Below are 12,071 nucleotides of genomic sequence, written 5' to 3' on the forward strand. Positions count from 1 at the left end.
TCCGGGGCGGCCCGCGGCCCAATCCGCGCCCTCCGCCGGATGGGCTGCGCGGGGAGGGCGTGCGACGATGGCAGGGCGGAACGCCGACCTCCGGGCGGGTGCCTAGATGGACACCAACGAGCACCACAGGACTATCCCACCGACCCGCAGCTCCCTGGCAGCGCCCGAACAGGGCGGGGCCGAGCGCGGCGGGCGGGTTCCGGACGGCCTGCTGATGGTCCCGATCGCGACCGCGCTGATCGCCCAGGACGGGCGGATCCTGCACTGGAGCCCGGACGCGGAGGCCCTGCTCGGTTACAGCGCGCAGCAGGCCGTGGGGGCGCCGGCCGCGCAGCTGCTGGTGTCGGCGGAGCAGCGGCCCGAGGTGATGGCGCTGTTCGCGGACATCCTGAACGGCCGGGCCTGGTCCGGGGTGTTCCCGGTGCGGCACCGGTCGGGCCACGACGTCAACCTGGAGTTCCGCACGCATCCGATCGCGGGCCCCGGCGGGAAGCCGCTGGTGCTGGCGGTGGCGTCGGACGTGACGGCGCTGCGGCGGCTGCAGTCCGACCTGGCGGTGCTGGACGGCTTCTTCACGCAGTCCCCGGTGGGGATGGCGGTGTACGACGACGAGCTGCGGTTCGTCCGGCTGAACGAGGCGCTGGCGCGGATCAACGGGATGCCGATCTCCGAGCACCTGGGCCGGACGATCACCGAGGTGCTGCCGGGCCTCAACGGGGAGGAGGTCGAGGCGGTGATGCGCGACGTCCTGGCGGGCGGCGACGCGGTGGTGGACACCCGTTCGCACGGCCGGACACCGGGCGATCCCGCGCACGACCACGCCTGGTCGGCGTCCTACTTCCGGCTCCAGCAACCGAACGGCGAGGTGCTGGGGGTCAGCTCGACCATCGTGGACGTCACCCAGCGGCACCAGGCCGAACTGCTGGCGGCGAAGGCCCAGGACCGGCTGGCGGTGCTGGCGGACGCCAGCGCGTCCATCGGCACCACCCTCGACCTGCGGCGCACCGCCCGGGAGCTGGCGGAGGCCCTGGTCCCGCGGCTGACCGACACCGTCGGGGTGTTCGCGCTGGAGCACCTGGTGGCGGGCAGCGACCCGCACCCGTCGGCGCCGCTGCTGGTGCGCCGGCTGGCGGTGGCCACCGTCGACCCGGCCCACCCGGTGCAGGACCTGCCGACCGAGTCGGTGCACCAGGTGCCGACGGATTCGGCGTACGCCCGGGCGCTGGCGACGGGCCGGACGGTGACCATGCCGAACTGGGAGCTGCCGCTGCTGGCGGATCAGGTGCCGCCGGACCGCCTGCGGGGGTACCTGGGCGACCGGCCGCGCCCGGTGGTGATCACCCCGCTGGTGGCCCGGGGCACGGTCCTGGGCATGGTGGTGTACTCGCGGCGGGCCGGGCGGGACCCGTTCGGGGAGTCGGACCTGACGCTGGGCGACGAGTTGGCGGCGCGCGCGGCGGTGGCGATCGACAACGCCCGGCTGTACCAGCGCCAGCAGCAGACCGCCGAGGCGCGGGAGCAGGCGCTGCGGGAGGCCAAGGCCGCGCAGGAGCGGCTGGCGCTGGTGAACACCGCGACGGCGCGCATCGGCACCACGCTCGACCTCGTGCAGACGGCCCGGGAGCTGGCCGAGATGGCCACGCCCCGGCTGGCGGACACCGTGGTGGTGGAGGTGCTGGACGCGCTGGTACGGGGTGCCACCGGGCCGGGTCCGGGGCGGGCGGACCGTTCCGCGGTGCTGCGGCGGATGGCGTACCACACGGTGCAGGGCAGCGGGATGTTCCCGGTGACGCCGGTCGGTTCGGTGCACCGCTTCCACCCGAGCACGCCGAACGCCTGGGTGTTGGCGCACCGCCGGCCGGTGTTCCTGCCGGTCATGGACGACCGGGCGCTGAACTGGTTCAACGACGACGAGGAGCGGGCCGTCGCCGTGCGCGAGCAGCAGGTGCGTTCGCTGATGGTGGTGCCGCTGATCGCGCGCGGCGCGGCGGTGGGCGTGGCGACCTTCTACCGCAGCGTGACCGACCGGCCGTACGACGAGGAGGACCTGACGCTCGCCGCCGAGCTGGCGGCCCGGGCGGCGGTGTCGATCGACAACGCGCTGCTGTACACCCGCGAGCGGGACGCCGCCGAGCAGCGCCAGCGGGCGCTGGAGGCGGCGGGCGCGGCGCAGCAGCGGCTGGCGCTGCTGAACGAGGCGAGCACCCGGATCGGCACCACGCTGGACCTGCACCGGACGGCGCAGGAGCTGGTGGAGGTGGTGGTGCCGCGGTTCGCCGACTTCACCACCGTGGACGTGCTGGAGTCGGTGCTGCAGGGCGACGATCCGGATCCGGTGCCGACGGACGGCTCGGTGCTGATGCGGGCGATCGCGGTCGGGGAGATCGACGAGGAGGGGCGGATGGCCGGGGCCGCCGATCCGATCGGCGGGGCCTCGCAGTCGGCGAAGCTGTACGCGCAGAGTCTGCGGACCGGCCGGTCGATCCTGGTGCCGCACGTGGACGAGCCGGCGCTGCGGCGGATCGTGGCCCACCCGGACCGGGTCCAGCCGAGCCTGGCGGCCGGGGTGCACTCGTACCTGATGGTGCCGTTGCTGGCCCGCGGGACGGTGCTGGGCGGGGCGGAGTTCATCAGGACCCGCAACCCGGACCCGTTCACCGCGGCGGACGTGGCGCTGGCCGAGGAGCTGGCCGCCCGGGCGGCGGTGTGCATCGACAACGCGCGGCTGTACCGGCGGGAGCGGGACACCGCGCTGACCCTGCAGCGCAGCCTGCTGCCGCAGGACGTGCACCGCACGCCGGGTCTGGAGATCGCCTACCGGTACCTGCCGAGCAGTGTGATCAGCGAGGTCGGCGGCGACTGGTTCGACGTGGTGCCGCTGTCGGGCGGGCGGGTGGCGCTGATCGTCGGCGACGTGATGGGCCACGGCATCCGGGCCGCGGCCACCATGGGCCAGCTGCGGACGGTCGCCCGGACGCTGATCACGCTGGACACCGACCCGGCGCGGGTGCTGCGCCGCCTCGACGACGCCACGGCGGCGATCGGCGAGGGCCAGTTCGCCACCTGTGTCTGCGTGGTCTTCGACCCGGTGGACCGGGTCTGCACGGCCGCCACCGCGGGCCATCTGCCGCCGGTGCTGTCGGCGCCGGACGGCACCACCCGGCTGCTCACCATCCCGCCGGGGGCGCCGCTGGGGGTGGGCGGGGTGCCGTTCGACAGCATGAACTTCACCCTGCCGGAGGACGGTCTGCTGGTGCTGTACACGGACGGACTGGTGGAGCGTCGCGGGCAGGACCTGGACGAGGGGATGGACCTGCTGTGCCGGACGGTCGCCGGGCGCAGCGGCACCCTGGAGGAGACCTGCGACGAGGTCATCGACGTGCTGGGCGCGCACAACGGCCAGGACGACGTGGCCGTGATCATGGCGCACGCGCGGCCGATCGGCCGCGACCGGCTGGCGATGCTGTCGCTCGCGGGTGACCTCTCGATGGTGCGGCACGCCCGGCGCTTCACCCGGCAGACGCTGGCCGGCTGGGGCCTGGGGTCGCTGAGCGACCAGACGGAGCTGCTGACCAGCGAGTTGATCACGAACGCGCTGGTACATGCCGGGGCGCCCGTCCAACTGCGGCTGTTCCGCAACGAGTTGCTCACGGTCGAGGTCTCGGACGTGGACAGCCACGAGCCGCGGCTGCGGCGGGCCCGGGAGCAGGACGAGGGCGGCCGCGGCATGCACCTGGTGAACGAGCTCGCCCACCGCTGGGGCAGCCGGGCCACCCACGAGGGCAAGGTGGTCTGGTTCGAGCTGGAGATCCCGCCGGCCGGCCGCACCTGACCGCGGCGCCGCCGCGGTCGGCCCGGGGTGTGCCGTGGTCGGACCGGGATGCGCGGCGATCGCCCGCCCGGAGGCCGTACCTGGTCCGGACGGGTGACAGTGCGGAGTGGTTCGCACGCCACCGGCCCGGGCCCGTGGAACATCGGTCCCGTCGCTTTCCCAACCAGGAGGACTCGATGCGTTCCAGCATTGCCAAGGTCACCACCGCTGCCCTGTTCGCCGGGCTCGCGCTGATCGGCGGGGCCGGCTCGGCCTCCGCCCACATGCACGACCACCCGCACGGCGCGCTCGCGGTCGGTGGCGACGCCGCGGCCGTCGACGGCAGCGCCCTCGCGGTCGGCGGTGACGCGCTGGCCGACGGCGGCGACGCCGCGGCCGTGGGCGGCGACGCCTGGGCGGTGGACGGGTCGGCGTTCGCGGTCGGCGGCGACGCCTCGGCCGACGGCGGCGACGCCTTTGCTGTCGGCGGTGACGCGGGTTCGGCGGCCTGATTCACCGACCGTACAGCTGCGGCCGGGCTCCCCGCACGGGGTGCCCGGCCGCAGTCCCGCGTCCGGCTACTGCCACTCGGGGGTGACGTACGCCCCGGAGATGCCGCCGTCCACCAGGAAGGTGTTGGCGGTCATGAACGAGGAGTCGTCACTGGCCAGGAAGGCGACCGCGGCGGCGATCTCCTCCGGCTCGGCGAACCGGCCGAGCGGGATGTGCACCAGGCGCCGGGCGGCCCGCTCCGGGTCCTTGGCGAACAGCTCCTGGAGCAGCGGGGTGTTGACCGGCCCGGGGCACAGCGCGTTCACCCGGATCCCCTCGCGGGCGAACTGCACACCGAGCTCGCGGGACATCGCCAGCACGCCGCCCTTGGAGGCGCTGTAGGAGATCTGCGAGGTCGCCGCGCCCATCACCGCGACGAACGAGGCGGTGTTGATGATCGAGCCCCGGCCCTGGCGCTGCATGTGCGGGATGGCGTACTTGCAGCACAGGTACACGCTGGTGAGGTTGACCTCCTGGACGCGCCGCCAGGCGTCCAGGCCGGTGGTGAGGATGGAGTCGTCGTCCGGCGGCGAGATGCCGGCGTTGTTGAAGGTGATGTCCAGGCTGCCGTAGTGGTCGACGGCCGTCTGGTACATGGCCTGCACGGCCGCCTCGTCGGTGACGTCGGCGCGAACGAACAGGCCGCCCACCTCGTTGGCGGCCTTGCCGCCGGTCTCCTCGTCGAGGTCGACGCAGACCACCTTGGCGCCCTCGGCCGCGAACCGCTTGGCGGTGGCCAGGCCGATGCCGCTGCCCGCGCCGGTGATGACCGCCACCCGGCCGTCAAGTCGCTTCGTCATGGTGCTCATTCCTCCGTGGAGATGAAGACGTTCTTGGTTTCGGTGAAGGCGTTGAGGGCGTCCGGGCCGAGCTCGCGGCCGAGCCCGGACTGTTTGAACCCGCCGAAGGGGGTCGAGTAGCGCACCGAGGAGTGCGAGTTGACGGACAGGTTGCCGGCCTCCACTCCGCGCGCCACGCGCAGTGCCCGTCCGACGTCCCTGGTCCAGATCGAGCCGGACAGGCCGTACTCGGTGGAGTTGGCGATCCGCAGCGCGTCCTGTTCGCCGCGGAACGGCACCACGGTGACCACCGGGCCGAAGATCTCCTCGGTGAAGGCCCGGTCGTCGGGGCGTACCGGCGCCAGCACCGTCGGCGGGTACCAGAAGCCCGGCCCCTCGGGGGCGGCGCCGCGGAAGGCGACGGCGGAGTCGTCGGGGACGTAGGAGGCGACCCGGGCCCGGTGGGCGGCCGAGATCAGTGGTCCCATCTCGGTCTTCTCGTCGGTCGGGTCGCCGACCCGCACGCCCCGGACGGCCTGCTCGAACAGGGCCATGAACTCGTCGTAGGCGGACTCCTCGACCAGGATCCGGGAGCGCGCGCAGCAGTCCTGCCCGGCGTTGTCGAAGACCGCGTAGGGCGCGCTGGCGGCGGCCCTGGCGAGGTCGGCGTCGGCGAAGACGATGTTGGCGCTCTTGCCGCCGAGTTCCAGGGTGACCGGCTTCACCTGGTCCGCGCAGCCGGCCATGATGCCCTTGCCGACGGCGGTGGAACCGGTGAAGACCACCTTGCGGACGTCGGGGTGGGTGACGAAGCGCTGTCCGACGACCGGTCCGCGGCCGGGCAGGATCTGCAGGACGTGCTCGGGCAGACCGGCCTGCAGGGCGAGTTCGCCCAGGCGCAGCGCGGTCAGCGGGGTGAGCTCGGCGGGCTTGACGACGACGGTGTTGCCGGCGGCGAGGGCCGGGGCGAAGCCCCAGGCGGCGACCGGCATCGGGAAGTTCCACGGGACGATGACCCCGACCACGCCCAGTGGCTCCTGGAAGGTGACGTCGAGTCCGCCGGCCACCGGGATCTGCCGGCCGAACAGCCGCTCGGGGGCGGCGGCGTAGTACTCGATCACGTCGCGGGCGTTGCCCGCCTCCCAGCGGGCGTTGCCGACGGTGTGGCCGGCGTTGGCGACCTCCAGGGCGGCCAGGTGCTCACGGTCGGCGTCGACGGCGGCGGCGAAGGCCCGCAGCAGCCGGGCCCGGTCCGCGGGTGCGACCCGGCGCCAGCCGTCGAAGGCCGCCTTGGCCCGCGCCACGGCGGCGTCGGTCTCGGCGAGCGTGGCCAGCTCGACGGTGGTGATCACCTCCTCGGTGGCCGGGTTGATCACCTGGTAGTGGTCGGGTTCGGTCATCTGGCTGCCTCCTTGCAGCTGGCCGCGGTGAACGCGTCGAACAGTCGCGGGTCGTCCGGGTCGGTCTCGGGGTGCCACTGGACGGCCACCGCGAAGGACCGGTCCGGCAGTTCGAGTGCCTCGACGGTCTCGTCGGCGCTCCAGGCGGTGGCCCGCAGCCCGCTGCCGATCCGGCCGACCGCCTGGTGGTGGTAGCAGGAGACCTGGGCGGCGGGGCCGAGGATCTCGCCGAGGCGGCTCTCCGGCCGGACCACCACGCCCTGGCGGACGAAGGTGGCGGGCAGGGTCTGGTGGCTCTCGTCCGGCAGGTGCTGGACGAGGTCGCCGCCGAGGGCGACGTTGAGCAGTTGCATGCCCCGGCAGATGCCGAGGACCGGCAGGTCGCGGTCGAGGGCGGCCGCGAGCAGCTCGAACTCCCAGGCGTCCCGGGCCGGGTGGGGCCGGCCGGTGCGCGGGTGCGGGTCGGCGCCGTACCGGGCCGGGTCGATGTCGGATCCGCCGGCCAGCAGCAGTCCGTCCAGCGCGTCGACCAGCCGGTGGACGCCGCCGCCCTGGGGCGGGAGCAGGACGGGGGTGCCCCCGGCCCGGGAGACGGCGTCGAGGTAGGTCTGCGGCAGGACGGCGGCGTTCTGGCGCCACACGCCCCAGGCCGCCTCGTCAAGGTAGCTGGTGATGCCGATCAGGGGGCGCACCGTCACAGCCGCTCGAATCCGCGGCGCCGCTCCCAGTCGGTCACCGCCGCGTCGTAGGCGGCCAGTTCGGTCCGGCCGGCGTGGGTGTAGTGCTGGACGACGTCCTTGCCGAAGGCCTCCGCGGCGACCTCGCTGCGCTCGAAGGCCTCCACCGCGTCGCGCAGCGTGGACGGCACCCGGGGGGCGTCGGAGGCGTACGCGTTGCCGGTGAACTCGGGCTCCAGCGGCAGCTGGTGCTCGACGCCGTGCAGGCCGGCGGCGATCAGGGCGGCGACCGCGAGGTACGGGTTGACGTCGCCACCGGGGACGCGGTTCTCGAAGCGCAGGGACGGACCGTGGCCGACCACCCGCAGGGCGCAGGTGCGGTTGTCCCGTCCCCAGGCGACGGCGGTGGGGGCGAAGCTGCCCGGCACGTACCGCTTGTAGGAGTTGACGGTCGGCGCGAGCATCAGGGAGAAGTCGGCCAGGCAGGCGAGCTGGCCGGCGAGGAAGTGTTCCATGGTGCGGGAGAAGCCGTTCGGGCCGTCGCCCGCCATCACCGGCCGGCCCTGCTCGTCGCGCAGGCTGAGGTGGATGTGGCAGGAGTTGCCCTCGCGCTCGTTGTACTTCGCCATGAAGGTGAGGCTGACGCCCTCCTGCGCGGCGATCTCCTTGGCGCCGGTCTTGTAGACCGAGTGGTCGTCGCAGGTGGTCAGCGCCTCGCCGTACTTGAAGGCGATCTCGTGCTGGCCGGGGTTGCACTCGCCCTTGGCGGACTCCACGGTCAGGCCGGCACCGGCCATGCTGTTGCGCAGCCGGCGCAGCAGCGGCTCGATCCGGGAGGTGCCGAGGATGGAGTAGTCGACGTTGTACTGGTTGACCGGGGTGAGGCCGTGGTAGGCCTTGTCCCAGGCCTGCTCGTAGCTGTCCCGGAAGACGATGAACTCCAGCTCGGTGCCGACGTACGCGCTCCAGCCGTAGCCGGCCAGCCGCTCCAGCTGGCGGCGCAGGATCTGCCGCGGCGAGACGGTGACGGGCCGGCCGTCGTGGTGGAGCACGTCGCACTGGACCATCACGGTGGCGGGGTGCCAGGGCACCATCCGCAGCGTGTCGAGGTCGGGGGTGAGGACCAGGTCGCCGTAGCCGCTGTCCCAGGAGGAGATCTGGTAGCCGTCCACGGTGTTCATGTCGATGTCGACGGCCAGCAGGTAGCCGCAGCCCTCGGCGGCGTTCGGGACGACGTCGCTGAGGAAGTAGTCGGCGGCGACCCGCTTGCCCTGGAGGCGGCCCTGCATGTCGGTCATCGCCAGCACGACGGTGTCGACGCTCCCGTCGGCGACCAGTTGCCTCAGCCGGTCGAGGGTGAGCCGGGACGCGGTCATCGGGTCTCCAATTCGTCGGCCGGGGAGGCCTGGTGGTCCGGCAGTTCCTGGCTGCCGGCGGAGCCGTCGTGGATCCGGGGGCCGGTGAACCAGTGCCGGGCGGAGGCCAGCCACCACAGGCCGGCGAACCCGAGCACCACGCCGACGGCCACGGGGGTGTAGTTGAAGCTGACGGCGGTGACCGGGCTGACGGTGGGCAGCATGAACAGCACGGTGATCACGGCCGTCCAGCCGACCGCGACGCAGCCGATGATCCTGCTCCAGCGGCCCAGATGCCAGGGACCACGCGGGAAGTCGTCACCCTGGCGGAGCCGGAGGAACACCGGGATCACGTACGAGATGTAGAGGCCGATCACCGAGATCGAGGTGACCGCCGCGTAGGCGGTGGTGTTCCACAGCACCGGGAGTGCCAGCACCAGGGCGCCGCCGGTGGCCAGCCAGACGGCGCTGGTGGGCGTCTGGGTGCGGGGGTTGATGCGGTGCCAGAGGCGGGCGCCGGGCAGCGCGCCGTCCCGCGAGAAGGCGTAGATCATGCGGGAGTTGGCGGTGACCGAGGCCATGCCGCAGAAGAACTGGGCACCGATCACGATCAGCAGCAGCAGCTTGGCGCCGGTCGGGCCGATCGCGTCGATAAAGATCTGCGCGGGCGGCACGCCGGTGGAGCTGCCGAGCGCCCCGTCGTAGTCCCGGATGGCGAAGGTGATGCCGAGCAGCAGGATCCAGCCGGCCACCAGCGAGACCACGATGGCGTTGACGATGCCGCGCGGGCCGGAGCGGGCCGCGTCGTGGGTCTCCTCGGTCATGTGCGCGGAGGCGTCGTACCCGGTGAGGGTGTACTGGGCGAGCAGCAGGCCGAGCATGCCGACGTAGAAACCGTTCTGGAAACCGGTGTTGTTGACGAACTCGGTGAACACGAAGGAGGCGGAGGCGTGCTGGTCGGGCAGCAGCGCCAGCGCGCCGACGATCACCGCGACGCCCACCAGGTGCCACCAGACGCTGACGCTGTTGAGCAGGGCCACCAGCTTGACGCCGCGGGTGTTGAGCAGCCCGTGCAGCAGCAGGATCACCACGAAGACGATGACCGTGTGGTCGGTGGTGGCGGTGAAGCCGAACTGCAGGTCGAGGAAGGCGTTGGTGAAGAACGCGGCGCCGTAGTCGACGCCCGCGGTGACCGCGACCTGGCCCATGAAGTTGAACCAGCCGGTGAACCAGGAGGCCGCCGGGCCCTTGGTGCGGGCCAGCTTGGCGGCCCAGTAGTAGAGGCCGCCCGCGGTGGGGTAGCTGGAACAGATCTCGGCCATCGCGAGGCCGACACAGAGCGTCATCAGGCCGACCAGCGGCCAGCCCCATGTGATCATGGCCGGGCCGCCGGTGTTCATGCCCATCCCGTAGAGGGTCAGGCAGCCGGAGAGGACGGAGACGATGGAGAAGGAGACCGCGAAGTTGGAGAAGCCCGACATCGAGCGGGCGAGCTCCTGGGTGTAGCCGAGTTCGCGCAGGCGGCGTTCGTCCTCGGACAGCCCGGCGTCGTCGGACACGGTTGTCCGCTCGGACATGGTGGCGGAACCGGCGGGAAACACCGGTCTGGCATTCTGCTCGGCCGGGCTGGAGCCGGCCTGGTGTTCGGACGTCATGCGCACCCCTGGGGAATGAGGCGGGACCGACATGCGCACCCACGTCGTCGTGGTGCGCCCTCCTTGCGCTCAATGGCCCGGAAGCAGACCATTGGCTGTGCCGAGCATCGTTCACCCCGGGCCACCCCGCCGTCAAGAGGACTCCCCCGCCCGTTTCGCGCTCGCACCTGGGTACGATCCCCCCGTGGAGGAAGCACTGTTGGACCGGCAGCTCGACACCGTCTTCCGTCCCGTGCGCACCGGCAACGCCTTCGAGGAGACCGTCGAACGGATCCTCCAGGCGATCAAGCTCGGCGTGATCGGCCACGGGGACCGGCTCCCCGCCGAACGCGACCTCGCCGGCCGCCTGGGCGTCAGCCGCGAGACCCTGCGCGAGGCCCTGCGCTCGCTCCAGCAGGCCGGCTTCGTGGAGTCCCGGCGCGGCCGCTACGGCGGCACGTTCGTCACCTACCGGCTGCCCGCACCCGACGTCGTCGAGCTCCGCCGTGTCGCCGACGACCTCGGCGCCGAACTGGAGGACGCCCTCACCCTCCGCCTCGTCCTGGAGACCGGCGCCGCCGAACTGGCCGCCAGACGCGAGCTCGCCGACGAACAGCGCCGCTACCTGCTGCAACGCCTCGCGGACGCCGACGGGGCGAGTCCCGAGGATTACCGGCAGTGCGACTCCCGCTTCCACCTCGCGATCGGCGAGCTGACCGGATCCCCCTCCCTGGCCGCCGCCATCACCGAGGCCCGGATCCGGCTGAACGACCTGCTGAACGCCATCCCGATGCTCGGCCGCAACATCGACCACGCCTCCGAACAGCACGGTGCGATGGCCCGGGCCATCCTCACCGGCGACGCCCCCGCCGCCCGCCGGGCCACCGAGGAGCACCTGGAGGCGACCGCCGCGCTGCTGAGGGCGTTCCTGGGCTGAACGCCCGCGGGGCGCGCCCCGCCGCCGCGAGGACTCCCGCACCCGCACCGCAGGGCATGTCCACCGCTCCGCCCGGCCCCGCGGTGGCACAGTGGGGCGATGGACTACGTTTCCCACTTCCGCCGCGAGGTCCGGGCGTTCGAGGCCGCGGTCCGACGGGCCGCCGGACGGGAGGCGGTGCCGCTGGTGCCGTCCTGTCCCGGCTGGTCCGTGTCCGACCTCGTGCTCCACCTGGGCTCGGTGCACCGGGCGGTCGCCCACGTCATCCGGGACCGGCCGAGCCGGGGTCCGGACGCCGCCGACCTGCGCTTCCTCCGCCTCCCCGACTCCACCGAGGGCTGGCCCGCCCCGGAACACCAGCCGAACCTCGGCCCGGTGCCGCCCGGCCTGGGCGACTGGTTCACCGCCGGGGCACGGGAGTTGGCGGCCCTGCTCGCCGACCACGGCCCGGCCGAGGAGGTGTGGACCTGGTCGCCGGAGCGCAGCGTCGGCTTCTGGCGGCGGATCCAGGCCATCGAGGCGGCCGTGCACCGCTGGGACGCCGAGGACGCGACCGGCGCCGCGCAGCCCGTCGACGCCGAGCTCGCCCGGGACGCCGTCGCGCAGACCTTCACCGTGATGGCCCCCGCCCGCCGGGCCTGGCGCGGGGCCCCGGACGGATCGGGGGAACGCTACCGCCTCCGGGAGAGCGACGGGCCGGGCCGCTGGACGGCCGCGTTCGAGGGGACGCGGGTCAGCCTCACCGACGGCGAGGGCGGGTACGACGTCGAGCTCGCCGGTACCGCCTCCGACCTGATGCTCTTCCTCTGGGGACGCCTCCCGGCCGACCGCCTCGCCGTCACCGGCGACCGGGCCGCCCTGGACCGCTACTTCACCCTCGTCCCACCCGTGTGACCGGTCGGCCGTCCCCGAATCCGCCCGCCGTG

General features: G+C 73.2%; 9 protein-coding genes. 4 read left to right on the forward strand and 5 right to left on the reverse strand.

The annotated features are described in order from the left end of the window. The first annotated feature begins 106 nt into the window (after nt 1-106). Together ACIOFR_RS14935 and ACIOFR_RS14940 are read left to right on the forward strand one after the other, a co-directional pair. A complete protein-coding gene (locus tag ACIOFR_RS14935; protein WP_400996591.1) occupies nt 107-3,832 on the forward strand; it encodes a SpoIIE family protein phosphatase in 3,726 nt (1,241 codons plus the stop codon). A gap of 176 nt (nt 3,833-4,008) precedes the next feature. After that, the gene (locus tag ACIOFR_RS14940; protein ID WP_400996593.1) at nt 4,009-4,323 is read left to right on the forward strand and encodes a hypothetical protein; all 315 of its coding nucleotides are present in this window, start codon (nt 4,009-4,011) and stop codon (nt 4,321-4,323) included. 66 nt (nt 4,324-4,389) lie between these two features. On the opposite strand, the gene ACIOFR_RS14945 is transcribed toward ACIOFR_RS14940, so the two are convergent. The 5 genes from ACIOFR_RS14945 to ACIOFR_RS14965 are packed head-to-tail and all read right to left on the reverse strand — an operon-like array spanning nt 4,390 to nt 10,151. Beyond that, entirely contained in the window at nt 4,390-5,163 is a 774-nt protein-coding gene (locus tag ACIOFR_RS14945) for a 3-oxoacyl-ACP reductase (protein ID WP_400996595.1), read from the reverse strand. A gap of 5 nt (nt 5,164-5,168) precedes the next feature. Further along, nucleotides 5,169-6,542 (reverse strand): aldehyde dehydrogenase family protein, encoded by a 1,374-nt coding sequence (locus tag ACIOFR_RS14950; protein ID WP_400996598.1) that lies wholly within the window; start codon nt 6,540-6,542, stop codon nt 5,169-5,171. After that, on the reverse strand, nt 6,539-7,240 hold the full coding sequence (locus ACIOFR_RS14955; RefSeq protein ID WP_400996601.1) for a gamma-glutamyl-gamma-aminobutyrate hydrolase family protein: 702 nt from the start codon (nt 7,238-7,240) through the stop codon (nt 6,539-6,541). Before ACIOFR_RS14955 ends, ACIOFR_RS14950 begins: the two co-directional genes overlap by 4 nt. Beyond that, entirely contained in the window at nt 7,237-8,595 is a 1,359-nt protein-coding gene (locus ACIOFR_RS14960) for a glutamine synthetase family protein (protein WP_400996603.1), read from the reverse strand. Before ACIOFR_RS14960 ends, ACIOFR_RS14955 begins: the two co-directional genes overlap by 4 nt. Continuing rightward, nucleotides 8,592-10,151, reverse strand: a complete 1,560-nt coding sequence (locus ACIOFR_RS14965; protein ID WP_400996606.1) for an amino acid permease — start codon at nt 10,149-10,151, stop codon at nt 8,592-8,594. The genes ACIOFR_RS14960 and ACIOFR_RS14965 overlap by 4 nt, the downstream gene beginning before the upstream one ends. Nucleotides 10,152-10,413: 262 nt before the next feature. Here ACIOFR_RS14965 and ACIOFR_RS14970 point away from each other — a divergent pair, with 262 nt between their 5' ends. Both ACIOFR_RS14970 and ACIOFR_RS14975 read left to right on the forward strand, forming a co-directional pair. Beyond that, nucleotides 10,414-11,145, forward strand: a complete 732-nt coding sequence (locus ACIOFR_RS14970; protein ID WP_400996608.1) for a FadR/GntR family transcriptional regulator — start codon at nt 10,414-10,416, stop codon at nt 11,143-11,145. 99 nt (nt 11,146-11,244) lie between these two features. Next, nucleotides 11,245-12,039, forward strand: a complete 795-nt coding sequence (locus ACIOFR_RS14975) for a maleylpyruvate isomerase family mycothiol-dependent enzyme (RefSeq protein ID WP_400996610.1) — start codon at nt 11,245-11,247, stop codon at nt 12,037-12,039. The last annotated feature ends 32 nt before the right edge of the window (nt 12,040-12,071 follow it).

The organism is Kitasatospora sp. NPDC088346, from assembly GCF_044740765.1.
Lineage (GTDB): Bacteria > Actinomycetota > Actinomycetes > Streptomycetales > Streptomycetaceae > Kitasatospora.

Bases quoted from the DNA above. Each gene is read 5' to 3' on its own strand.
- ACIOFR_RS14950 (WP_400996598.1), bottom strand. From the start codon at position 6,542: ATGACCGAACCCGACCACTACCAGGTGATCAACCCGGCCACCGAGGAG.
- ACIOFR_RS14940 (WP_400996593.1), top strand. From the start codon at position 4,009: ATGCGTTCCAGCATTGCCAAGGTCACCACCGCTGCCCTGTTCGCCGGG.
- ACIOFR_RS14945 (WP_400996595.1), bottom strand. From the start codon at position 5,163: ATGACGAAGCGACTTGACGGCCGGGTGGCGGTCATCACCGGCGCGGGC.
- ACIOFR_RS14975 (WP_400996610.1), top strand. From the start codon at position 11,245: ATGGACTACGTTTCCCACTTCCGCCGCGAGGTCCGGGCGTTCGAGGCC.
- ACIOFR_RS14965 (WP_400996606.1), bottom strand. From the start codon at position 10,151: ATGTCCGAGCGGACAACCGTGTCCGACGACGCCGGGCTGTCCGAGGAC.
- ACIOFR_RS14935 (WP_400996591.1), top strand. From the start codon at position 107: ATGGACACCAACGAGCACCACAGGACTATCCCACCGACCCGCAGCTCC.
- ACIOFR_RS14960 (WP_400996603.1), bottom strand. From the start codon at position 8,595: ATGACCGCGTCCCGGCTCACCCTCGACCGGCTGAGGCAACTGGTCGCC.